Source organism: Rhodococcus sp. IEGM 1406, assembly GCF_030056745.1.
Classification (GTDB): domain Bacteria; phylum Actinomycetota; class Actinomycetes; order Mycobacteriales; family Mycobacteriaceae; genus Rhodococcus_F; species Rhodococcus_F erythropolis.
The window spans coordinates 25,314-47,681 of record NZ_JASHKO010000007.1 but is presented as its reverse complement, the minus strand read 5'-3'; the positions used below and the strand labels follow the sequence as shown (position 1 = coordinate 47,681).

General features: G+C 61.9%; 21 protein-coding genes. 9 read left to right on the top strand and 12 right to left on the bottom strand.

Annotated features, from left to right (window positions below; translation table 11 throughout):
- Positions 1–124 precede the first annotated feature (124 nt).
- The 4 genes from QM596_RS26920 to QM596_RS26905 are packed head-to-tail and all read right to left on the bottom strand — an operon-like array spanning position 125 to position 3,464.
- A complete protein-coding gene (locus QM596_RS26920; RefSeq protein WP_033235201.1) occupies positions 125–775 on the bottom strand; it encodes a sterol desaturase family protein in 651 nt (216 codons plus the stop codon).
- Entirely contained in the window at positions 772–1,494 is a 723-nt protein-coding gene (locus QM596_RS26915; protein ID WP_019746349.1) for a FadR/GntR family transcriptional regulator, read from the bottom strand. Before QM596_RS26915 ends, QM596_RS26920 begins: the two co-directional genes overlap by 4 nt.
- Before the next feature lie 54 nt (positions 1,495–1,548).
- Positions 1,549–2,520, bottom strand: a complete 972-nt coding sequence (locus QM596_RS26910; protein ID WP_283310326.1) for an ABC transporter substrate-binding protein — start codon at positions 2,518–2,520, stop codon at positions 1,549–1,551.
- Positions 2,521–2,573: 53 nt separating this feature from the next.
- A complete protein-coding gene (locus tag QM596_RS26905; RefSeq protein ID WP_198538398.1) occupies positions 2,574–3,464 on the bottom strand; it encodes a helix-turn-helix domain-containing protein in 891 nt (296 codons plus the stop codon).
- A gap of 152 nt (positions 3,465–3,616) precedes the next feature.
- On the opposite strand from QM596_RS26905, the gene QM596_RS26900 reads away from it, so the two are divergent.
- Positions 3,617–4,630, top strand: a complete 1,014-nt coding sequence (locus QM596_RS26900) for an ABC transporter substrate-binding protein (protein WP_019746353.1) — start codon at positions 3,617–3,619, stop codon at positions 4,628–4,630.
- A 12-nt stretch (positions 4,631–4,642) separates the two neighbouring features.
- Here QM596_RS26900 and QM596_RS26895 read toward each other — a convergent pair whose 3' ends face one another.
- From QM596_RS26895 to QM596_RS26885, 3 genes are read right to left on the bottom strand one after another with little or no spacing between them, the layout of a single operon-like run.
- Positions 4,643–6,094: an amidase gene (locus QM596_RS26895; RefSeq protein WP_283310325.1), complete on the bottom strand. Its 1,452-nt coding sequence runs from the start codon at positions 6,092–6,094 to the stop codon at positions 4,643–4,645.
- A gap of 33 nt (positions 6,095–6,127) precedes the next feature.
- A complete protein-coding gene (locus tag QM596_RS26890) occupies positions 6,128–7,390 on the bottom strand; it encodes an amidohydrolase (protein WP_283310324.1) in 1,263 nt (420 codons plus the stop codon).
- Positions 7,391–7,417: 27 nt separating this feature from the next.
- Positions 7,418–8,626, bottom strand: a complete 1,209-nt coding sequence (locus QM596_RS26885) for an MFS transporter (RefSeq protein WP_020968083.1) — start codon at positions 8,624–8,626, stop codon at positions 7,418–7,420.
- 99 nt (positions 8,627–8,725) lie between these two features.
- Between QM596_RS26885 and QM596_RS26880 the strand changes: the two genes are divergently transcribed.
- Positions 8,726–9,745: an Lrp/AsnC family transcriptional regulator gene (locus QM596_RS26880; RefSeq protein ID WP_019746357.1), complete on the top strand. Its 1,020-nt coding sequence runs from the start codon at positions 8,726–8,728 to the stop codon at positions 9,743–9,745.
- Between the two features lie 3 nt (positions 9,746–9,748).
- Here QM596_RS26880 and QM596_RS26875 read toward each other — a convergent pair whose 3' ends face one another.
- The gene (locus QM596_RS26875) at positions 9,749–10,462 is read right to left on the bottom strand and encodes a TMEM165/GDT1 family protein (RefSeq protein ID WP_019746358.1); all 714 of its coding nucleotides are present in this window, start codon (positions 10,460–10,462) and stop codon (positions 9,749–9,751) included.
- Positions 10,463–10,754: 292 nt separating this feature from the next.
- The gene (locus tag QM596_RS26870; protein ID WP_019746359.1) at positions 10,755–11,282 is read right to left on the bottom strand and encodes a hypothetical protein; all 528 of its coding nucleotides are present in this window, start codon (positions 11,280–11,282) and stop codon (positions 10,755–10,757) included.
- 165 nt (positions 11,283–11,447) lie between these two features.
- Here QM596_RS26870 and QM596_RS26865 point away from each other — a divergent pair, with 165 nt between their 5' ends.
- From QM596_RS26865 to QM596_RS26850, 4 genes are all read left to right on the top strand, one after another.
- Positions 11,448–12,797 (top strand): DUF1254 domain-containing protein, encoded by a 1,350-nt coding sequence (locus QM596_RS26865; protein WP_269577425.1) that lies wholly within the window; start codon positions 11,448–11,450, stop codon positions 12,795–12,797.
- Positions 12,798–12,953: 156 nt separating this feature from the next.
- Positions 12,954–13,526: an HdeD family acid-resistance protein gene (locus QM596_RS26860; protein WP_019746361.1), complete on the top strand. Its 573-nt coding sequence runs from the start codon at positions 12,954–12,956 to the stop codon at positions 13,524–13,526.
- Positions 13,516–14,664, top strand: a complete 1,149-nt coding sequence (locus tag QM596_RS26855; RefSeq protein WP_283310323.1) for an AI-2E family transporter — start codon at positions 13,516–13,518, stop codon at positions 14,662–14,664. The genes QM596_RS26860 and QM596_RS26855 overlap by 11 nt, the downstream gene beginning before the upstream one ends.
- 43 nt (positions 14,665–14,707) lie before the next feature.
- Positions 14,708–16,057 carry a YhgE/Pip domain-containing protein gene (locus QM596_RS26850; RefSeq protein ID WP_007735988.1) on the top strand — a complete coding sequence of 450 codons (1,350 nt, stop codon included), beginning with the start codon at positions 14,708–14,710 and terminating at the stop codon, positions 16,055–16,057.
- Here QM596_RS26850 and QM596_RS26845 read toward each other — a convergent pair.
- The gene (locus tag QM596_RS26845; RefSeq protein ID WP_003944189.1) at positions 16,054–16,677 is read right to left on the bottom strand and encodes a superoxide dismutase; all 624 of its coding nucleotides are present in this window, start codon (positions 16,675–16,677) and stop codon (positions 16,054–16,056) included. The genes QM596_RS26850 and QM596_RS26845 overlap by 4 nt on opposite strands.
- Before the next feature lie 260 nt (positions 16,678–16,937).
- Here QM596_RS26845 and QM596_RS26840 point away from each other — a divergent pair, with 260 nt between their 5' ends.
- From QM596_RS26840 to QM596_RS26830, 3 genes are all read left to right on the top strand, one after another.
- On the top strand, positions 16,938–18,116 hold the full coding sequence (locus QM596_RS26840; protein WP_047272742.1) for an acyltransferase family protein: 1,179 nt from the start codon (positions 16,938–16,940) through the stop codon (positions 18,114–18,116).
- On the top strand, positions 18,055–18,768 hold the full coding sequence (gene msrA, locus QM596_RS26835) for a peptide-methionine (S)-S-oxide reductase MsrA (RefSeq protein ID WP_020905733.1): 714 nt from the start codon (positions 18,055–18,057) through the stop codon (positions 18,766–18,768). The genes QM596_RS26840 and msrA overlap by 62 nt, the downstream gene beginning before the upstream one ends.
- A 111-nt stretch (positions 18,769–18,879) precedes the next feature.
- Entirely contained in the window at positions 18,880–19,476 is a 597-nt protein-coding gene (locus tag QM596_RS26830; protein ID WP_223304488.1) for an Rv1733c family protein, read from the top strand.
- Between the two features lie 15 nt (positions 19,477–19,491).
- On the opposite strand, the gene QM596_RS26825 is transcribed toward QM596_RS26830, so the two are convergent.
- Positions 19,492–20,421, bottom strand: a complete 930-nt coding sequence (locus QM596_RS26825) for an LLM class F420-dependent oxidoreductase (RefSeq protein ID WP_020905735.1) — start codon at positions 20,419–20,421, stop codon at positions 19,492–19,494.
- A 16-nt stretch (positions 20,422–20,437) separates the two neighbouring features.
- The gene (locus QM596_RS26820; RefSeq protein WP_283310322.1) at positions 20,438–22,219 is read right to left on the bottom strand and encodes a hypothetical protein; all 1,782 of its coding nucleotides are present in this window, start codon (positions 22,217–22,219) and stop codon (positions 20,438–20,440) included.
- Positions 22,220–22,368: the final 149 nt, after the last annotated feature.

Below are 22,368 nucleotides of genomic sequence, written 5' to 3'. Positions count from 1 at the left end.
AGCGTTTTTCGAACTTCTGACTCCATCGACACTAAGCACGGTTCGAGTGGGTTTCAACGAAAATCGCTGATACACAGTCAAGTTCAAGTTCATTGCCAGCTGGGGGCCAGGAATCGGCGTTTCTTCACAGCTTCGACGCGGTGCCGTGCAGGTTCTTGGCCGTCGGGGATGTCTCGACGGATTTGGGATCGGGGTACGTGCCCAGTACGCGATCGGCCGTTCCCGCGGTGGTGACGGTGAACCAGTAGTGCTCGTTCTTGAAGTGATGGTTGCGATGGTTGCGCCAAACCGACCGGTAGAGAGCAGTTTTCGGCTTGTAGTCACTGTGGATGAGGAAATGAGTCCACTCGTAACCGAGACCGAGTACGGAAATACAGGTCAGGAAGGTCAGGCCGAGTTCGACGCGGGGAAACGCCAGGAGTGCGACAGCGGTCAGGACGGGAATCACGATCAGGAGCGTCTGCCACGGAATGAAGATGAGTGAGACGGTTCGCGGGGCGAAATGGTGCTCCCGATGGCTGCGCGCCAGGCGTGAATCGAGGGTGACGCCGGCAATGGTCCGCGGCTTCCAATGGAGAACGAAGACGTGAATGATCCACTCCACGAAGGGGAATGCGGTAAGCATCACGAGCGGAACAAGTGCGTCGGTGATCTGCCAGTCGCCCAGCGCGATGCGCGTCGACGCTGCAGCCACCAACATGGTGCCGATCATCCACGGCGTCGGTGACTTGCGGAACGTTCGTGCGGCATCGGCGAGAGTGATGGGCTTGCTCATGGTTTCAGTCCTTCCAGGAAGGTGAGAGCATCGCCGATTGCCGTCGTACCGGTGTGAAGGAGCTGTGCGGCTGACGCCTCGGCAGTTGACTCGTCGTGTGAAGTGATGGCGGAGGCCAGTTTTCGATACAGGTCAGTCTGGCCGACTTCGGCGACCATGACGGAGGCAAGTGCAGTCATGGCCGGTTCGTATGCAGCGCGCAGGCTGTTGAAGATCAAACGGAAGGCAATGGAATCCGCGCTGTCGACGACGACGTCCCAGAACGCCAGAGCGCGGTCTTGCAGCTCTACCGGATCTTCGGTGGCGCCTAGTTGATCCACGGCCGTGTCGAGTTCTCGGGCAGATTCCGCGGAGATGCGACGGGCGGCCAGCACCGCGATCTGCGGTCCCATCAACTCGCGAGTTTCCAGGACGCTGCGCACCACGGTCAGGTCGGGGACGCCGTCTCGAACCAACAACTGGGGGAGAAGTTCGGGTCCGGCCTGGCGCCGGAAATCTCGCACGGACGTGGACTCGCCCTGGCGGACCTCGACGAGCCCGGCCTGGGCGAGCTTCTGAATTGCCTCGCGGACTGCGGGCCGCGAGACACCGAATGCCTCGGCGAGCTTGCGCTCGCTGGGTAGCGCCTCACCCGCGGCCAACTCTCCGGCCAGCACTTTCACTGAAATCTGGTCGAACACTGCGCCGGAAGCGGAGGTACGTGCAACGGGTTGGAACATGTACCGACCGTAAACGCTAACTGGTGAGAGGTCAAGTGGTATGACCAGTTAGCGTCACTGCAGGTTGCGAGTGGTGTCCGCCAACTTGTTCAGGAAGTCCGTGTAGGTGAGTGCGAATCCCACCTTGTCGTCGTAGTCGAGCGGTGCAACATTGCCGGCGGCCACGGCTGGAACACGATCCCACGCGGGGTTGCCCGGCCAGGAGTCGAGATTCTGGGCGACGACGACATCGGCGTCGGCGAGCACATCCGCATTCTCCCAACCGAATTCGGCGCTGTAGCCGCCGATCGCGGCCGACTGGGCGGCGGTGATCGCGTCGTTGGACAAGATCGTGTAACCGAGTGACGACGCTACGTCGACGGTCAGGTTGTTCGGGGTGTTGAACACGAAGAACTTGTCCTCGATCAGCGATACGAAGGCGATCGTCTTGGTCTGCGCGACGGAACCGACGTCGTCGCGGGCAGTGGCGAGAGCGTCTTCGTACCGCGCCTGTGCTGCCGAGGCGGCGTCGGTCTTGCCCAGTAGTGCCAGTTGCTCGCCCATGAATCCCAGAGGCCCGCCGAGTGATTCGGTCTCCTTGTCGGGCGAGCTGCCGTCCTGGATCACCAGAACCGGTGCGATGTCCTCGAAAGTGAGGTTCTGTGACTTGTAGCTCTCGTACCAGCCGACGGAGATGAGGATCAGGTCCGGGTTGTAGCTCAGCACGTCCTCCTTACTGAGATTGCCGCCCAGATGCCCCGCATCGGCCGGGACCTTGGATGCGAGATGGCTCGACTCGTCGTAATCGAGGGCGACGATCGGGTAATCGGCGAGAAGTGCGAACTCGAGGGACGTCCGGGAGTCGATGACAACCACTCGCTGCGGGTCGGCAGGTATCTGGGCGGAGTACCCCGCGAAGCTGTAGTCGATGGTCTCGGCCGAAGGCGAGGGCTGGTCGTCGGACGAGCTGCACGAGGCGAGCGCGCCGATCAGGATCGCGCCGACCGCGAGCGCGATAGACCTGGCAAAACGGCGGCGGTGGTGCATTTGTGGTGTTCTCCAACGTGTTCGGGCAACATGGTTTGCCTTGCCTAACAACGCTAACGTGTCACCCGTGCGGGTTTGGTGCCATTCTGATGCGGTTTCATGACAGGTGAGAACGAGCGGAAGTACGCGGCGGGGGTGTGGCCGATGACCTGCCTGAACAGGTCGATGAACGTTCCAGGGTTGGCATACCCGAGGCCGCGGGCCACGGCGACGACAGGTTTGCCTGCGGCAATCTCGATCAATGCAACGCGGACGCGCACCAGAATTCGCCATTGAGTGAGCGTCGTGCCGGTGTCGGCCTGGAAGCGGCGCATCAAGGTCCGGCCACTCACGCCGATGGTGCGAGCCCAGTCGGAAGTGGTGCGGTCGTCCGCCGGATCGGCGATGATCTGCTGGGCAATCGAAAGAAGGTCAGGCGTTCTCGGCAACGGAATGTCGAGACTCGCGGCCTGAACGGGATGGATGAGGTCGATTGCCACCTGCTGTAGCCGTAGTCGCTTCAGGTCGGGCATGGCGTTGTTCTCGTTGTGTAACAACACCTCCCGAAGTGCACCGGTCATGGGTATGCCGACTATCGAGTCCCAATCGGTGTCGATTCGATCCGGCGTCAGGTACGTCGCGAAGATGACGGCACCGTCGTCGGAGCGGACACGGTGCGCAGTGCCGGCAGGAATCCAGATGCCGAGCATCGGCGGAACCATCCAGAGGTGTTCGGACGCTTCGAGGGTGACGGTCCCACCTGCCGACCACAGCAGTTCATGTTCGCGGTGGGTATGGAAATCCCAGACGCCCGTTGCCGTGCTCTTGAACCGGATGGTGCTGACGGACCACGGCTCCGCGACGATCCGGTTCGGGGTGGACACCGGCTCGTTCCACGTCGACGGTTCCAGGGTCGGCGCTCCCCACAACATGATGCCGGGGAAGTCCTGTCGCGAAGGCGTCACGAACCAAGAACGTACCGGCTTCCGGCCGTCGACCGAGGGGGTGCGCGTATCGATGGCTCGATCGAAACAGTGCTTGGCCGTGACGCTTCACCGTAACAGTGCAGGTGAGAGTAATTTTAGGTAGCCCTAATTCGGATACCGTCAGGAAACCCATGACATCACTTCTCTTGCCTACCGCTGACACCGATGCCGAGTTCGCTCGCATCACCGCAGCGCTTACCCGACGCGGTTTCCTCGGGGCCGGTGCCTTGGCGGGGATCGGATTGCTCACGGCCTGTGGAACCAGCTCCAGTGAATCGGCCGAGGGCTCGATGCGCACCATCAACACGGCCCTGGGGCAGGTGGAGGTTCCCACCAACCCGCAGCGAGTGGTCAGCGCCGATTACTACACGGGCCCCGCGATGTTCGACGCCGGATTCACGCCCGTCGGATTGCCGGTGGACTACGAGAACGCCGACGGTGTCCCGGAACCGTATGCGTCTGCCCTGCGGTCTCTTCCGAAGGTGGGACGCTGGTACGAGCCCAACGCCGAGGCGATAGCGGCTTTGTCTCCCGACTTGATCGTGATGACCAACCTCCTTTCGGAGAACAACCCGGATCTTTACGAGCAGATCCGGTCGATTGCACCGACCGCAGTTTTTGCCGAAGACGGCCAGTACGCGTGGAAGGAGCGCGCCCTCGGGGTCGCGGACGCACTCAACCAGAGTGCGAAGGTTCAAGAGTTGGCAGACCGGTACGAGGCGCGGATCGCGAAGTTCCGCAGCGACAACGCTGACGTGTTGAGCAAGGTGAAGGTCGTCTACACCACGTACTTCGAGGAGAGTGGTTTCTCGCTGTATTCGCCGACCAAGTATCAGACGACGGTCATCAGCGAGGCAGGGTTCCAGTTCAACGACCGCTCACTCGCAATTCCTGCCGGCAGCAACGAGTGGTTCCCGAAGGAGCAGTTGGAGCTACTCGACGAAGCCGACGTCATCATCACCAACAGTGGCAAGGGCCCCATCAACGAGAAGTTGGCGAACGACACCATCTTCCAGCGTCTGCGCGCCGTCAAGAACGATCAGGTGTACTCGTTCGACTACGAGGGCGTCGCGTCGTTCGGTTGGGCCCTGACGTTCCTCGAGCAGTTCCAGCCGATTGCTGAGGAGATCAGAGCCAAGCTCTGATCTCCTCAGCGATCAAGAGGAAGCCGGCGCCACCACGTCCAGCCTCGGTTGATGCTGGTCGGTGTATGCCCACGGGCGGATCTTCTCCAGTGCTTTGCCGATCCGGAACACGGTCGGTTCGTCGTACGTATGGCCGACGATCTGGACGCCCGTGGGAACGCCGTTGTGTGCGTGTCCACTGGGCACCGCCAGTACGGGGCACCGATTGGCGACGTTGAACGGCAACGTGAGAAGTGCTTCGGCGGTGGTGTTCACGTGCTGGCCCGCAACCGTGAGGCCGTCGAGCAAAGACTCGCCTGCCGGGAAGGCGATGGTGCCCGAAGTCGGGCAGATCAGCGCATCGAATGGAGCCATCGCCTCGGCGAGCTCTCGTTGCATCTGGGTTTCTTTGCGAAGGCCGTCCAGAAATGACATTTCTGCAGCGCCCTTCGACGTGATCGCGACGTTGTCGAGCGTGTAGTCGGCAAGAAGATCACCGTGGACGCGAGCAACTTCCGCGACGGATGCACCCATGATCGTTCCGAAATGGACTTTCACCGCTGCTGCCATCGAATCACGAGTCCACGGCAACTCGATCTCCTCGACGATCGCGCCGGCATCGACCAACGACTGTGCGAGAGCCCGGGTGTTCGCCTCGATGTCAGGCTCGATCGGGAAGTCGCCGAGCCGCAGGCACAGGGCAATGCGCATTCCCTCGACCGACGGGTACTCGTGTGGCAGCATGATCGCCGGCCTCAGGGAAGAATGGTCACGCGGATCCGGCCCGATCAGAACGTTGGCCAAAAGAATTGCGTCGTCGACAGTTCGGGCCATCGGACCGTCGCCACGGTAGGAATCCATGGACAGCGGGGCGACCCCGGGAATGCGGCCGTACGACGCTTTGAGCCCGACGGTGCCGGTGAAGCCTGCCGGGCCCCGCGTCGACCCGCCGATATCGGATGCTGTTGCCAGAGTGGTAGTTCCGGCAGCGAGGGCGGCGCCCGCGCCTCCGGATGAACCGCCGGGACTGTAATCGAGGTTCCAGGGATTGCGAGTCACGCCCCACAGTGGAGAGTGCGTGAACGCCGCAACACAGAACTCCGGCGTCGTGGTGCGTGCGTGAATCAAGCCGCCTGCTGCCAGAACTCGATCGATCACCGGTGCGTTCTCGCGGGCGATGTTTCCGCGTGCCGCCAGCGAACCTTCGGTCAGAGACTTTCCGGCAATAGCGTGTTTTTCCTTGGCAGCTAACGGAATTCCCTCCAGCGGCCGCGGATCGGGTCCGTGGCCGAGATATCGGCTCTCAGCTTCCCGAGCGCCGATGAGTGCCTCCTCGAACATCTCTTCGGTGAAGGCATTGATGTGAGGTTCGAACTTCTGGGTTCGGTCGACGACTGCTTGTAGCAGCTCGACCGGAGACAATTCTCGCGTGCGAAAGTGTGCAATAGCTTCGGTGGCGCTGAGGTAATGCAGGTCGTCTGACATGGCGTTATCTCCCTGGAGAAGTATGTGTAGGAATCACGCGCTTCGCGCAAGGGCGCCCAGTGCGGCCGCAGTCATAGCCGTGACACCTTCGGGTAGTGCCGCGGCCGGATCCGGCGCGAAGCGCGGTGAGTGATTCGAGGGTGTGCCGGGAGGAATCCGTCCCTCGGCGAGTGCGGCGAGAGCTCTTTCGTCGAAACTCCGAAGCGCCGTCCCGCCGAAATGCCAGAATACGGAGGGGCATTGGGCAGCAGTGCCGAAGACTCCGAAGTCCTCGCTGCCTGAAAGCGGTTGCGGCAGGGTGTGCATTCCCAATCCTGCCCGGCGTAGGTCGGACATCACCGTGGACGTTGCGTCCGGAGTGTTGACCGTGGCCGGAAAGCCGTTGTACGCATGAACGTCCGGCGCTTCGGCGGCGCCTGCTCCGTCCGCTTCTGCGCGAGCGATCCGGCCCACAGATTCGAGCATGTGTTCTCGCGACGATGCACTGAAAGTTCGCAGACTGAGTAGTAGTTCGGCGTCGTCGGCAATGATGTTCGCAGCTGTGCCGGCGTGCAATGCCCCCACCGTGAGCACGGGTGCCGTCGGGGTTGCCGCTTCATGAGCGACCAGACTTTGAATGCGCAGCGCGAAAGATGCTGCCATCAACAAGGGGTCGATGCACGCGTACGGCGAGGACGCATGTCCACCACGGCCGTGAAAAACCACTCGAATCGTGTCGGATGCTGCCATCAAGATGTCGGGTTTGCTGACCAGCATCCCAGCCGGAGTCGGACCCACGTGTTGTCCCAGGCAGAGGTCCGGTCGCGGGAAACGGTCGAAGATTCCGTCGTCGACCATCGCACGAGCGCCGGACCCGGTCTCCTCGGCAGGCTGGAAGACCGCGACAACAGTGCCGGTGATCGACGTCGGATCCGCGGAAAGTGCTGCGCACGTGGCAAGTAGCGCGGTGACGTGGACGTCGTGGCCGCACGCATGCATGACGCCATCCGTCTTGGAGGCGTATGACAACCCGGTGTCTTCTGCGACCGGCAACGCGTCCATGTCGGCGCGTAGCAGGACTACCGGCCCGCTGCTCCCTTGGAGAACACCGACGACACCCGTGCCGCCGACTCCGATCGTGACGTCCCAGCCGCCGATCCGCCGAAGTTCTTCGGCAACAAGTGCGGCAGTGCGAGTTTCGTTGCCGGACAACTCGGGGTGTGCGTGCAGGTCCCGGTACAGATCGAACCAGTGCGGCTCGACGGTTCGCAACCGCGACGGGTCTCCGAATTCAAGATTCGAAAGCAGTTGGTTCATGGTCGATCTTCTTTCGGTTGGTGATGATCAGTTGGCGGTTTTCAGTTGCACCAGGTTCAGCATCTTTTCTCGGGTCTGCGGCGCTGCCATTACCGCGATGATCGCCACGACGGGCCCGAGCGCGAGCGATACGAACGCCGCTGACCAGGAGAGATGGTCCACGATGAATCCGAACACCAGCGGCGCGACAATCCCGGCGACCATGCCGCCGAAAATGATCATCGACGAGGCGGCTCCGACGACCGAAGAAGGCAGGCTACGAAGAGGGAGTGCAAAACACGGCATGAAAGCGAAAGAGGCAGCGGCAGATCCGAGGGTGACGAGAACGACGAACAAGGCCGTGTTGGAGGCGAAAGGAACTGAAACGAGCATCACGATGCACGCGAGCATGGACGGCACTACGACGATGCGGCTGTTGCCTGCCAGTCGATCCGAGATTCGGCCGCCGATGACGGTGGTCACGGCGGCCACCACGGTTGCCGGGATGAGAAGGAGGCTCGCACTCGAGAGGGCGATTCCACGTTCGTCATGGAGGTAGGACGGAACCCAGGACGACATCCCCCAGATCACGAAGTCGTAGCCGAAGAACATCAAGGCGAAGAGCCACATCGCGCGGGAGCGAAGTACGGTGCGCATGTTGTCCCAGGAGGAATCCGGACCGTGGTCGATCTCCGCCGGAAGTGCGGGCGGGAGCCACAACTTGATGCTGACGAGCGAGAGTACGCCGAGCGCCGCGACGGCCAGAAACATCCCACGCCAGCCGATCAACGGGAGAAGCGCTGCCGCAACGACAATGGCGAGAAGCGTACCGACGGCGTTGGAACTGTTCATCCATCCGGTTGCGGTGGCACGTTGCTCCGGGATGCTGCGTTCGGCAACCAGCTTTACTGCGGCTGCCGGAAACACGCCCTGTGCGAGACCGAAGAGAAAGCGAACAACCAGAAGCGTCCCGAACGACCACGCAAGGGCGGTGAGGCCGGTGAAGACACTCCACGCCACCAACCCGATCAGAGCCATCCGGACTGCGCCGTATCGATCGGCGAGCAGTCCACCAGGCAGTTGGGCCAGTGTGTATGCAATGAAGAACGTGGAGATGATCAATCCACGCTGGGAGTAGTCGAGATCGAACTCCTCACCGAGCAAAGGGAGGGCGAGGTTGATCGCCAGCCGGTCTATGTAGTCGATCGCGTAGGCGACGAACAGCAGCGCGACCGTGACTTTGGTGGAGCGAAGCACTGGGCCTCCAAGTGGTGAACCTGTGAAGTGACTCACATATCTTTGGCAAACAGGCAGAGATCACCGGTCAGAATGCAGTAATCCAGCAATACTTGGCAGATGAAGCCGGAATCCGACGCATTTGTGATCGCGGAATCTGATCTGGAGATCATCAATGCACTCCAACTCAACCCCCGCGCGTCGTGGACACAGTTGTCGTCGGTACTCGACATGGATTCGACGACGATCGCCCGCCGGTGGCGTCGCCTCGTCTCGAACGGTCATTCGTGGGTCAACGCGGTCGCAATCGGTCGAACCCACATATTCGGCTATCTCCTGATCAGGACGACTCAGGATGCGGTTGCCGACGTGGGGGAGCGGTTACGTGAGCTGGCCTGCGCTTATCTGTTGGCCAGGACGGAAGGTGAGTACGAGTACTTCGTCGGAGTTGTGGCCGCCGACCAGAAGAGTTTGGACGCCTTGGTGTGTGAGCACCTTGCTGCCGATCCTGGAATCTTGTCGATCAGAAGCCGGGTCGGGGTGAAGGTGTACCGGGACGGCTTCAGTTGGGAGCCGGGCGCTCTGGGGCAAGCAGGTCGCGCTCAGCTGGCAACCGCTGCGGCGCCGGCAGATCCGACAGTGTTCCGTGAGTCCGACGGTGCCCTGTTGGAGGCGCTCGGCCGTGACGGACGTGCCAGCTATGCGCGTCTCGCCGCGATTTGTGGAACGAACGAGACTGCGATTCGACGGCGCTTGGCCCAGTTGACTGCATCGCGACAGTTGATTTTCCGCTGCGATGTCTCGCAACAGGCTGTCGGTTCACCGTTCGAAGTGATCTTCGATGTCGCTGTGGACGGTTCCACCGACGAACTCGGCAATCTTGTGTCGAGTTGGCCGGAGATCAGATTGTTGGTGGCGACTACCGGAACAGCGAACATGTTGATCAGCGTGTGGCTGAGCAGCCTCGCGCAGAGTCTTGTCGTCGAGGATCGACTCCGCCGAATCGGTAGTGTGCGGATCCTCGATCGACGTGTCTCGCTGTACCCGATGAAGCGGTTCGGGCAGCTACTCGGACCGAGCGGAGTGGCGGAAGGTCATGTCCCGGTCGCGATTTGGGGCGCCGGCGACGTTATTCGTTGAGCGTCAGTCGATCGGCGTCCGATTGTCGTCGACGAGGTGTGTATCGGAGTCGGTCGCACGGGAGCGCTTCCAGATCATCCGAGCCAGCGCACCCAGTACGGACACTGCCAGGACAACGCCACCGCCGATGATGCCGGCCGACGAGTCGGGGAAGATGCCCTCGAGCAGCAGCCAGACACCGAAGACGAAGAACAGCACCGCGGCGCCGATCTTGATGAATCCGTCCGGGAGGTGCTTGCCCAGTACCGAGCCGACGATGATGGCGAGAGCGTCGGCCGCCACCATGCCTACCGTCGACCCGATCCAGACGCCGATCCAGTCGTTGTCGGTCGCAAGGGTGATGGTGGCGAGCATGGTCTTGTCGCCGAGTTCTGCCAGGAAGAAGGCCGACGCGACGGCGATGAAGGCGGATCGCGTGACGCGACCGGCCTTGTTCTGCTCGTCGTCGGTGAGATCGTCACCGCGCAGGGTCCAGAGGCCGAAGATCAGGAACGCGATACCGCCGACGATGGAGATTGCCGCGGTGGGGAGTGCGACGCCCAGGTAGTGGCCGACGGCGACCGAGACAAGGTGAACAAGGGTGGTGGCGACGGTGATTCCGCCGAGGACGACCCACCAGCGATATCGCAAGGCAAACGTCATTGCCATCAGTTGCGACTTGTCGCCGAGTTCCGCGACGAAAATGACGCCGAAACTCAAAAGTATTGCGGCAAGCAAGGTTCACTCCTCCGGTCGGTGTAGGTCGGAGGAAAAATGCGAGCCTCCGGCCTGGGCAGGCGCATAGTGCGCTTGTCCGGCCGAAGGTCTCGCCCACCGAGGCCACAGGACCTTCGGTTCGCCAGGCCGGGTGCTTCGCGATCCGCACCAGGCGGAACGCGTCGAACCAGTATGTCGACACAGGCGATTGGGGGCTACTCCCCTTCGTTGCTACCCACGTTAGCGCGGTCGGCTCGAATTGGCAAAGCGCACAGCAAGTTTGGAAGTCCGAACTTATCGCTTACCGCGGCCGTCACGAAGCGAGGAGCATGGCCAAAACAGCGGTGTCGGGATCGCTGATCAAATCGATGCCGACGCGGCTGATCATGGAGACGACCGTGCCGTCCGGCTCTGCCTCCACCCAGGCCGCACGATGCTCCAAGCCCAGGTAGGGAAGTCCTGGCAGTAGTACGCACCCCGACGCGCTTCCCTCGCATTCCGGCAGGCTGGGGGTAGTTTCCGACGGCGGGTGCAGCATGATCAGTGCCGGCGGCTGATGGTCGGAGAAACGGCCGGGTGTCAGTGCAAAATCGCCGAGCACCGGACCTTCGGCAACCACCAGACCGACGGTGCCGGGTTGCGGATCCTCGGGAACGTCCTCACGCACTCCGAAGACCGTCGTCGTCGGCAACAATCCCGGCATCGAGGCCACTCGGACAGCCAGGGCGAGAAGCTGCGCCCACTCCTGGGTGGTGTCCGGCCAACGGCCGGAAATGACGAAACCCTGCAAAGACCCAGCGGCTTGGAACGGAGAAATGCCTATTGCTTCGTTTCTGTTCATTTCTGTTCCTCCCTCGGTGCTGGGGCAAATCTCGGTCTGACGCGCATGCGTCGGTCCGGCACACCTCGTTGGGTAATCGAAATATGCACCTATTCGGTACTGGCACACAAGACCGGGAGAGTGCCAGCCAGGTTTGCGCTGGTGAGAGCGGTGGTATGCGCAGGCATGACTCTGTCGAAGAACCGTTCTCGGCTAGAAGACCTGGCAACGCAGGCGTGGATCTTCGGGTATCCCCTGTTGATTGCGGCGGTATCGCGTGACGTCATGACGGCGACGCCGACCCCGGTGGCGATGAAAGCCCCGCTCAACCAGTTCGCTTATGCGCGTACGACGCCCGACGCGAGCTTCACCGATGTCGTCTCGCCGAACGCGGACACTCTCTACTCGTCGGGGTGGCTGGACGTCTCGACGGAACCGCAGGTGCTCTCGCTGCCGGACTTCGGCACCCGGTACTGGTTGGTCCCCATCCTCGACGCGTGGAGCGACGTCTTCACGGTGCCGGGATCTCGGACGGTAGGACGCACCGGGGGGCCGTACCTGGTGGCCGGACCGAATTGGAAAGGCAACGTGCCCAAGGGTTTGACGCTGCTGCGGTCGCCGACGGCGATGAATTGGATAGTCGCCCGCTACGCGACGTCAGGGGGAACGGACCTGGCCGAAGTGCACAGCCTGCAGGACCGGACGCGACTCACACCACTGTCGGAATGGACGGGTGACCCGCAGGACTACACGCCCGGAGAAGTTCCGGTGAACTCCGCTGTCGACACGCGCACACCGCCGGTGGACCAGGTGGCAGCAATGGACGGCGAGGCCTTTTTCACCACGCTCGACGCACTTCTCGACGACAATCCTCCGCGTCCGGAGGATACCGAGATGATGAAACAGCTGTCCGACATCGGAATCGGCTCGTCGCTGCCCTGGAAGTCGCGCCCGCAAGAGGTGCGTGATGCCCTCGACCGGGCTGCGCGGACCGGAATGGACGTGCTGAGCGAGATCGCCAAGGAGGCGGAAGGCAATCCGAAGAACGGCTGGACGATGCACCGCGGCTTGGGGCATTACGGGACTCATTACGCTCAGCGGGCTCTGATCGTCTGGCTCGGTTTCGGGGCCAACCTCGACGCAGATGCCGTGTACCCGCACGCCACCACCGACGTCGACGGTAAGCCTCTGACCGGTGAGAAGAAGTACGTACTTCATTTCGAGAAGGACGAGCTCCCGCCGGTCGAGGGATTTTGGTCGCTCACGATGATGAACGAGCGACAGTACTTCGTGGACAACCCGATCGATCGATATGCCATCGGCGATCGAAGTGATCTGGTGTTCGCCGACGACGGCTCGCTGGACATCTATCTCCAGCACGAGTCGCCTGGTGGCGAGAAGGAGCGGAACTGGCTGCCGGCTCCGTCCGGTGAATTCAACGTCTTTCTGCGCCTGTACTGGCCGAAGGCTGCAGTGCTTTCGGGATCGTGGACTGCGCCCGGTATTCGGGAAGCAAGTATTCGGGAAGCGGGCTGAAAGTCCCCTCGCTTCGCACCCGAAGAGCACAACTCGGTATCAGCCGCGCGTTTCGATGGGCGGAAAGGTCACGATAGCCATACGATCTGTCGGTATTGCCCTGTTTGAAAAGCTGTTGAATCGGTCAGAGACACCCGCTTGCTTCGGAGGCTACTGATGGTCACGCAGAATCCGTTCGTGCAGTACGGCAAAGAGATCTGGTGGATGATCCTGATCCGCGGAATCTTCGGCGTGATCTTCGGAATCATCGCGCTCGTGTGGCCGGGAATTACCGTGGTGGCCTTGGTTTTCCTGTTCGGTATCTACTCCATTGTCGACGGCTTGATCACGCTCGTTCGAGCCATCCGGGACCGCGAACACCTGAGTTCGTGGGGATGGTGGGTGTTCACCGGCGTCGTTTCGGTGGGAGCCGGTATCGTCGCGCTGGTCTGGCCAGGCATCACGGCGCTGGTACTTCTGTACATAATTGCCTTCTACGCCATCATGTTCGGAATCTTCGGAATTGTCGGCGCCTTCAAGATGAAAGCGCTGCCAGGATCCAGTTGGGGATGGCTGCTCGCCGCATCGGTGCTCGCGGTCATCTTCGGCATCATCCTTCTGATCGCACCAGGCGAAGGCATCATCAGCCTCATCTGGCTGTTGGGTTGGTACGCAATCTTGTTCGGCCTCTTCATGATCGTGGGCGCATTCCAGATCAGAAGCCGGGCAAAGGAAGCCGGTGTTCTCTAGGAAGGGCAAGCCGGCCGCCGCGGCTCCCGCTCCGATCCCCACGCTTTCCGGTAGCGAGAACTGGTCGATCCCGCGCGGTCTGATCGTCCTGCTCGGTCTCGCGGCCACCGTGGTCGCCGTCGGCGGAATGAAGGTGTTCGGCGGCATCCTCGGACCGGTATTCCTGGCCCTGGTGCTGACGATTGCCGTTCAGCCCATTCAGGATTGGTCACAGCGCCGAGGGTGGCCCAAGTGGGTCGGGATGTTGGGCTCACTGGTCACCGTGTACCTGATTCTGCTCGGGTTGGCGGCGTCGTTGATCGTGTCGACGGCTCAGTTGGCGACGATCCTGCCGCAGTACTCCGAGGAGATGACCAACCTCCTCAACGAGGGCCGCGACAAGTTGGCCGACTTCGGAGTGAGCACCGAACAGATCCAAAGCACGCTCAGCAGTGTCGATCTCACGAAGGTTGTGGGCGTCCTCGAAAGCGGACTGGAGGGCCTGCTCGGCATCCTGTCGGATCTGGTGTTCATTCTCGCGTTGTTGCTGTTCATGGCCTTCGACGGCATGAGCATCCGCTCGCGGTTGCATGTGTTGTCCGAGCAACGTCCCGAAATCTCCTACGCGCTCTCCACCTTTGCCGCCGGAACTCGCAAATACCTGGTGGTCTCGACGGTCTTCGGTCTCATCGTGGCGGTACTCGACGGTGGCGCGCTGTGGCTCATGGGCATTCAGCTGCCCGTCCTGTGGGCGTTGCTGTCCTTCATCACCAACTACATCCCCAACATCGGGTTCGTCATCGGCGTGATTCCACCGGCGCTCCTGGGACTGTTGCAGGGCGGGCCGTGGCTGATGCTGTGGGTGATCGTCGTCTACTCCGTCATCAACTTCGTGATCCAGTCCATCATCCAACCCAAGTTCGTCGGCGACGCCGTCGGACTGTCGGTGACGATGACGTTCCTCTCACTTGTCTTCTGGTCGTGGGTTCTCGGGGCGCTCGGAGCGCTGTTGGCGATCCCGCTCTCGTTGTTGGTGAAGGCCGTCCTGCTCGATATCGACCCAGCCACGCGCTGGGCCGACATCCTGATCAGTGGCCCTCGGGACATGCCGAAGGAGGAACCAGAGGAGTCTGAGAAGCCGGCCACGCCCGCAGGCTAGGGCTCTCAGTGTTTCTACAAGTTGTTGCTTTATCGTCTCGCCCATGAGCGCCGAGAACACCACAGAAAACTCCCATCGCCGGCCGTCACGACTCGGTCGACGGCTGGCAGTCGGTGGTGTGGCCGCGATCGTCGCGGCTGCGGTGGCGGGGATCGGGTTCGTGATCTTCGCGGGCGGTGCCGACACCTCGAACACCGTCGCGATCGTGAACGCCGACGCGGGAACCACGCTCGACGGCAAGGAACTTCGGGCCGGCGACACGCTGGTGGACACGTTGGGCAAGAACGAAGACTTCGACTTCCAGGTGGTCGACAACCCCGGCGGGAACTACTTCGCGACGTTGACCGTGCCGGAGGACTTCAGCGAAACCGTCGCGTCGATGTTCGGCATGGATCCACGGCAGGCGAGCGTCGATCTCGAGGTGAAGGGCTCGGATTCGGAGAAGTCGGCCGAGTTGACTCGGGCCGTATCGGCGCAGGTCGGCGCGGACGGCATCAAGGGCCTGCTGGCTCAGACGTCGGCCGCCAGACGCTCGATCGATCAAAACCTCACCACCGCACAGATTCTGGTCGCCGGAACCAACGAGGCCGGAAAGTCCATCGATCAGGTGAAAGCAGGCGCAGGCACTCTGCTGCCGTACCTCGAGACCGCACGGTCCGGGGCGTTGGAGCTGATGAGCGTCGCGGATCAGGTGTCCGGTGTTGTCGATCAGGCGTCGGGGTCGGCGGAAGAGCTGGCCACGCGCGCGGACTCACTGGGCCTGACGCTTGGGGAGGCGTCGACCTCGACCGCGGAACTGAAGACACGAATCGACGCGCTGCAGACTGCGCTGAACGGCCTTCCGATCCCGCCTGACGTGACAGCGCAACTGGCCGGTGTGAGTTCGGATCTCGGTGCGCTGAATGCGCAACTGGGCACCGTTCCGGCGCTGTTGGGTGGCTCGGTCGGGCCCGATACGGAGCTCGGTGATCTAGTCCGCACCGCTGTCGGGCAGCTGCAAGGCGCGAGCGATCAACTGAGCAGTGCTGCCGGACAATTGAACGACGGCCTCATTCCCATCGCTGATCAGGCGCCGCAGATGCTCGGTGACGTGACCGATCAGATCACCCAGGGATTCACGACGCTGCAAGGAATCGCCAAGTCACTGGTCACGGGCCTCGACGGCGCAAAATCCGGTATTCCCGCGATGACCACCCCGCAGCAGGTTCAGCTGACCTCGGTGCTGTCGGATCCGGTGGCCGTGAATCAGACCACCGCGAGCAGCGGTGACTCCGGAACTCGCACACTGGCATTGGTCTTCGGAGCCACGACGGTCCTGCTCGGTGGTGCTCTGCTGACACGAACGGCGGCGCCCCTGGTGAGGCGCCGCCGTTCGAAAGAAGAGCGTGACTAGACGATCAGACCTGCGGTCTGGGTACGTGCACGGTCGAAGCGAGCCGAAACGTCGTTCCAGTTGACGATGTTCCAGAATGCCTTGACGTAGTCGCCCTTGACGTTCTGGTAGTCGAGGTAGAAAGCGTGCTCCCACATGTCGAGGAGCAGCAGCGGCGTGAGGCCGATGGAGATGTTGCCCTGCTGATCGTAGAGCTGGACGATGATCAGACGCTGTCCGATCGAGTCCCACGCGAGGATGGACCAGCCGGAGCCCTGGATGGCGTTGGCGTTCGCGGAGAAGTGAGCGCGGAAGAGATCGAACGAACCGAAGTTGTCGTCGATCGCTGCGGCGAGTTCACCTTCGGGCTTGTCGCCACCGTCAGCGCTGAGGTTGTTCCAGAAAACGGTGTGGTTGGTGTGGCCACCGAGGTGGAACGCCAGGTTCTTCTCGAGCAGGTTGGCCTGCGCTGCGATGGTGTCGTTCTCACGAGCCTCGGCCAGCTTCTCGAGTGCAGCGTTGGCACCGGCGACGTAAGCCGCGTGGTGCTTGTCGTGATGCAGCTCCATGATCTTGCCCGAGATGTGCGGCTCGAGGGCTGCGTAGTCGTAGGGGAGTTCCGGCAGCGTGTAAACAGACACGAGGGTCCCTTCTTTGCGGGCTGGTGAGCCCTGGTGCTTTAGAGTGCGTCGATCACCGGTCACGGCGTGACGTCACTCGCGTATGTGCAAATCATTCTTCGGGTTTCCACCCAATAACATTCGTACACCGTCCGCAACAGTCCGGCTCAGGTAGTAATCACCAAAGAATAAAGTTTGGGAAACCGAACTTGCCCTGATCTAAGGGTAAGCTAATATGCGCAAATTCGTCGTAAAGGTGAACGGAACCTTAAACTTGCGCGATGCCCGCACCAGTTTTCCTCCCGGAATCACCAGAGGCGGCCGCGCCTCGGGTGAATCTTCCGGGCGCTGACCTGCTGCGAGCCCTGGCGGTTGCCGCCGTGATCTACTCCCACATCTCTTTCTACGTCATCGACGATCTCGGCTCGGGTTGGTGGGTGATCGACGTCGTCTACGGCGTTTTGATCGAGCCTGCCGAACTCAACCAGCACCTCTCTTTTGTCGGCGTCGCAGTATTCATGATGCTTACCGGCGCTCTGGTGACGCGATCCGCGATTCGCGACGGACCCGGAAAGTTCTTGACCAACCGATTCAGTCGACTGCTGCCCGCATTCTGGGTGGCGACCGCGATTGCCATTCTTCTGGTCCGCCTCGGAATCAACGGAATGTTCAGCGGTCAGGAAGGTATTTCCGATACCGAAGCGTTGATGAGCTTTTTTCTCGGCGGATTCTTTCTCAAGCCCGAGGTAGCAGTTCTGGGAGTGACCTGGACACTCACCGTTCAATTCCTCTTTTATCTCGCATGTGTCGCGGCTCGCCCGATACTGCGGCTGCGACCGATCGTCATGCCGCTCGCCGGTGGTGCGCTGTGCTCGCTGGTGCTGCTCTACAACGTCTACGCGCCGCTGCCGTACACCGTGCCGATGCTGTCCAAGATCGCCGCGACGCTGCCGGCCGTCTTCCTCGGCCAGATCATGTACCTCGCGTGGGCGAAGCTCGCTCCCGGCCGCTGGCTGATCGCGGCCGTCCTCGTCCAGATGCACGTCATCATCGTGGCGACCCAGTTCCGCGTCTACTGGGCCGGTGAGCACTATCTGTGGACCATTTCGGTAGTCGCCGCAGCGGTAGTTCTCATCGGCCGCTACGACGGCGTCCCGACGCGCTGGCCGGTCGTGAAGTGGCTCTCGACGCGTAGTTACGTCATCTATCTCGTGCACACCCTGATCCTGTACCGCGTCGTCGAGAACACTGTTTTGTACGTCGGACCGACCCTGGCGTTTGCGCTCTTCCTTCTGGCCACGGCCGCGGTAGCAGAAATCGGCTACCGGTGGGTGGAGCTGCCCGGCGCCCGGGCGATCACGGCGTGGCGAAACAGTCGCTCGCGCGTAGCATCGAAGCATGAGCTGGTACGACGACATTCTGGGACGAGCGTCCGCAAAATCCACGCTGATCGCGCCTGAGGACGCACTCCCGGGCCGAGAGCAGAAAATGCCGGTTCCGACCGCGCACTACGTCAACGGGCATCCGCTGACGCCGCCGTTTCCGGCCGAACTGCAGACGGTCGTCGTAGGGATGGGTTGTTTCTGGGGCGCCGAGAAGGAGTTCTGGCAGCTTCCCGGCGTGTACACGACCGCTGCGGGTTATGCGGGCGGCTTCACGCCCAACCCGACGTACGAAGAGACGTGCTCCGGACGTACGGGTCACACCGAAGTCGTGCTGGTGGTCTTCGATCCCGCAGTGATCTCCTACGAGCAGATCCTGGCGCACTTCTGGGAGAACCACGATCCGACGCAGGGGATGCGTCAGGGTAACGACCAGGGCTCGCAGTACCGTTCGGCGATCTTCACGACGTCCGCGGAGCAGGAAGAAATCGCTCATGCGTCGGCCGTCGCTTTCGGTGAACGGCTTGCCGAAGCCGGATATGGAGCGATCACCACCGAAATCGGCCCGCTGCGCGACTTCTTCTACGCGGAGGATTACCACCAGCAGTATCTGGCGAAGAATCCCGGCGGTTACTGCCCGGTGCATGCCACGGGCGTCAGTTGCCCGGTCGGATTGCTCCGTCAGGATCAGGTTCCGGCGCAGACGGACATCCTTCCGCCGAGCGAATAACTGGACAGGTGTTGGAGGACACATGTGATTCAGCTCGTTAACACTTGCAACTAGATCGAAACAAAGGGAATCTCGATGTAAGAGTGTGTCGTCGAGAGAACTGAGCTCACAATGTCAGGTAGTACGCGAGGAACTGCGTCGCTGCTCCGACGCACCATTCATGTAGGCCACGATCCGATGGTTCGCCGCAGTGATCGGATCGAAGGGTTCATGTCCTTCGGTCTGATCATTTTCGCGATTCTTCTGCTGCCTCTCGCGGTATGGGCAGGGGCTGCGACTGCTTCGAGCCAGAACGCACTGATCGCCAAACAATCCGCCGAATTACACAGTATTTCGGCGACGACGACTGCAGATTCGACGCAGACCACCGCCTCGACAGCCGATTACATTGCGCCTACCACCGAAATGGCCAGCGCGCAGTGGAACTGGAACGGCCAGGTTCACACGGGTGATGTCACTGTCGACTCGGCGACGCCCGCCGGCACCGAGGTCCCCATCTACGTCAATGATCAGGGCGACAAGACCGTAGCTCCGATCACTCAGAGCGCTGCCGACGTCGCAGCCGTGGTGACCGGGGTTTTCACCTGGTTCAGCGTGATGTCGCTGCTGGTCATCGCTTTCATGCTGGTGCGCGTCTTTCTCGACCGTTCCCGCTCGGCCCAGTGGGACCGAGACCTACGCGCGTTCCTCGACGCGAACGCGCTGTAGATCCCGGCCCATTCTTTACTGCAGTTGGGGCATGACCTCGCTTGCGACGAGTTCGAGATGATCCAGATCGGCCAGATCGAGAGTCTGCAGATACACGCGCTGTGAACCGGCCTCGGCGAAAGTGCCGATCTTGTCGACCAGCTCCGAAGGTGTTCCGGCCAGACCGTTCTCACGTAGCTCGTCCACGTCGCGTCCGATCGCTTCGGCGCGCTTCTTGATCTCCGCCTCGTCGCGGCCGCAGCACAGGACGAGAGCGTTGGAGTACACCAATTCGTTCGGATCGCGCTCGATGTCGATGCAAGCCTGACGAACCCGCGCAAAGATGTCCTTCGTTTCCGCGAGGGACTTGAACGGGATGTTGAACTCGTTCGCGAACCGAGCGGCGAGCGCCGGAGTCTTCTTCTTGCCCGTGCCACCGATCAGGATCGGCGGACCGTCGACCTGGTGCGGTTTGGGAAGCGCGGGAGAGTTCTTGATCTGCACGTGCTTACCGTCGTAGTCGAACGTGTCGCCGACCGGCGTACGCCACAGGCCGGTCACTACGTCGAGAGTTTCCTCGAGCAGTTCGAAGCGATCCTTGAGCGCCGGGAACGGGATGCCGTACGCCTGGTGCTCTTCCTCGTACCAGCCGGCACCGATGCCGAGGTCTACGCGGCCACCACTCATCTGATCGACCTGTGCGACCGAGATGGCCAGCGGTCCGGCGTGACGGAACGTAGCCGACGTCACCAGAGTGCCGAGGCGGATGGTGGATGTTTCGCGGGCGATTCCGGCGAGCGTGATCCACGCGTCGGTGGGTCCGGGAAGGCCGTCGGAATTCATGGCGAGATAGTGGTCCGAGCGGAAAAATGCGCCGTAGCCGAGTTTTTCGGCGGTCTGGGCAACAGTCAGTAGTTGTTCGTAGGTAGCGCCCTGCTGGGGTTCGGTGAATATACGCAGCTCCATGACTTCCACTCTGCCACTATTTTGTGGAGGTCGGGACGACGGCACCGACTTGTCCGGCGCCGAAACACAGCGTCAGTCCCGGCGTTGTCGGCGTGATCTTCACACTGTTTCCGTGGCCGACCAGGCGCACGAATGCCGAGTGCAAACCCTGCGTCACGGGTACCGATACTGCGTCACCGGACTCCAACGCGACATCGATCGTTCCGTCGGTGCTCGCGAGGTAATTGAGCTGCACCGTCCATTCCCAGCCGGCCAGGGGGCCGTCGAGGGGGAGTTCGGTCGGGCCTTCGGCACGGGTGCCGCAGTTCGGTGCCGCTCCTTCGGGAATCCTTCTCGTCCAGGTCACTTCGGCGTCGACAATCCGTCCGCTGTCGTCGATGGTGCGCAGAATCGGAGTGCTGGAAGAAAATTCGGGGCGATCAGGCAGTGGCGCGAGAACATTGCTTGCCAAATTGTTCGGAAAGGCGACGGGAAGGAGCACTTGGATCGCGACGGGTTGCTCGAGCAGTGAAGCATCCTGATTCTGTGACAACGATATTCGTGCGTTGGCGAGGTAGTCGCGAGTCGGGTTCTCGCGCCAGATGTCGACGAACGTGACGGTCGAGACGAGCGAACTGACCACGAAGAGCGCCGACAGGCCGGCGGCGACTGCGACGGGTATCCGGGCCGGACGCCGCCGAGGTGCAGCGAGAATCAGAGCGGCGGCGAGGGCGAACACCGTCGCCGAATCCGTGAAGTAACGCAAGGTCTGCGCCAACTCGTACGTGGTGTCGGCGTCGGATCGGGTAGCGGTCATCGCCACGACAGAGGCCAGGAAGTACAGCGCCGCGGCGGCCCAGATCCAGGCAGCGCCGCGTCGGGCACCCACGGTCATCACGACCGTCGTCAGCAGCGCGGCCCAGGCCGCGGCCACCAAGACCGTCGGCGGATCGGCCCAGGCGGGGCTGGGGATCCACCGCTCCCAGCGCCAGGGGCCGCCGAGAAGGGTGGGAAGCATCCCCAAAGACGTGCCGTGATGCAGCAGTTCGGTGGACATGGAACGGCCGTTGCCGGTGATCGGAGATTCGACAGTTGTCAGATACACCGGAATCCAGATCGCGAGCACGGCGGCGCAGGCCGTCCACAGGCGTCGGCACTTCGTGACCGCATTTCGTATCGGCGTTCCTTCACCTTGTGTGCGCAAGTACAGCACCAGAAAAGCGAGTGCCACGAACGGAGCGAGCACTGCCTTCTCGAAGAACAGCAGAGAGACGACAAAAACCGCGGTGCCCGAGAACACGTAGCGCACATGTCCGGTGCGGTACAGCTTGATCGCGTCGCCGCATGCCCAGGCAAGTGCGATCTGAAGCGGCAAGGCGTTGAGTGCGGCCGCCCACCACGAGAACGACGGAAGGGTCAGCGGGACGAAGAGATACAGGATCAGCGGAATCAACAGCGCCGGTCGCCAACCAAGGACCAACCGAAGAGTGCGCAGAAGCGCCAACGACGCCGCGGCCTGGCCGATGACGAGCAGCGTTGCCGACAGCGCCCAGTTGTACGGCGCGATGCGGGTGATCAACCCGGTGAAGAAGAAGGCCGCGGGCATGAAGTGACCGTCGTGGTCGTAGAGCAGGAGTTCGCTCGAGAAGAGAGGGAAGCGTCCTCCGCGGCCCATCAGGATGAGGTCGTCCCAGTAGAAGTAATTGCTCGCGGCAACCCAGGCGCGAATGACGAGCTGACATCCGATCAACACGAACGCGAGCTGCGCGACCCGTTTCGGGGTGAACGTCAGAGTTGGCTCGGGCTGTGGAGAAGTCATCGACGGTCATGCTTCCAGGTGTGTCAAAAACCGACTTCCCGCAAAAAAGGGATAACGGTCTTTTCTGTCTTTTCGGGAGCAATTTCTGAATGGATTGTGAACTTTGCCGGGATAAATGACGCCGACGCCCAAAAGTTCACTGACCTGCG

Bases quoted from the DNA above. Each gene is read 5' to 3' on its own strand.
- QM596_RS26920 (WP_033235201.1), bottom strand. From the start codon at position 775: ATGAGCAAGCCCATCACTCTCGCCGATGCCGCACGAACGTTCCGCAAG.
- QM596_RS26915 (WP_019746349.1), bottom strand. From the start codon at position 1,494: ATGTTCCAACCCGTTGCACGTACCTCCGCTTCCGGCGCAGTGTTCGAC.
- QM596_RS26910 (WP_283310326.1), bottom strand. From the start codon at position 2,520: ATGCACCACCGCCGCCGTTTTGCCAGGTCTATCGCGCTCGCGGTCGGC.
- QM596_RS26900 (WP_019746353.1), top strand. From the start codon at position 3,617: ATGACATCACTTCTCTTGCCTACCGCTGACACCGATGCCGAGTTCGCT.
- QM596_RS26895 (WP_283310325.1), bottom strand. From the start codon at position 6,094: ATGTCAGACGACCTGCATTACCTCAGCGCCACCGAAGCTATTGCACAC.
- QM596_RS26890 (WP_283310324.1), bottom strand. From the start codon at position 7,390: ATGAACCAACTGCTTTCGAATCTTGAATTCGGAGACCCGTCGCGGTTG.
- QM596_RS26880 (WP_019746357.1), top strand. From the start codon at position 8,726: ATGAAGCCGGAATCCGACGCATTTGTGATCGCGGAATCTGATCTGGAG.
- QM596_RS26870 (WP_019746359.1), bottom strand. From the start codon at position 11,282: ATGAACAGAAACGAAGCAATAGGCATTTCTCCGTTCCAAGCCGCTGGG.
- QM596_RS26865 (WP_269577425.1), top strand. From the start codon at position 11,448: ATGACTCTGTCGAAGAACCGTTCTCGGCTAGAAGACCTGGCAACGCAG.
- QM596_RS26860 (WP_019746361.1), top strand. From the start codon at position 12,954: ATGGTCACGCAGAATCCGTTCGTGCAGTACGGCAAAGAGATCTGGTGG.
- QM596_RS26850 (WP_007735988.1), top strand. From the start codon at position 14,708: ATGAGCGCCGAGAACACCACAGAAAACTCCCATCGCCGGCCGTCACGA.
- QM596_RS26840 (WP_047272742.1), top strand. From the start codon at position 16,938: ATGCCCGCACCAGTTTTCCTCCCGGAATCACCAGAGGCGGCCGCGCCT.
- msrA (WP_020905733.1), top strand. From the start codon at position 18,055: ATGAGCTGGTACGACGACATTCTGGGACGAGCGTCCGCAAAATCCACG.
- QM596_RS26830 (WP_223304488.1), top strand. From the start codon at position 18,880: ATGTCAGGTAGTACGCGAGGAACTGCGTCGCTGCTCCGACGCACCATT.
- QM596_RS26825 (WP_020905735.1), bottom strand. From the start codon at position 20,421: ATGGAGCTGCGTATATTCACCGAACCCCAGCAGGGCGCTACCTACGAA.
- QM596_RS26820 (WP_283310322.1), bottom strand. From the start codon at position 22,219: ATGACTTCTCCACAGCCCGAGCCAACTCTGACGTTCACCCCGAAACGG.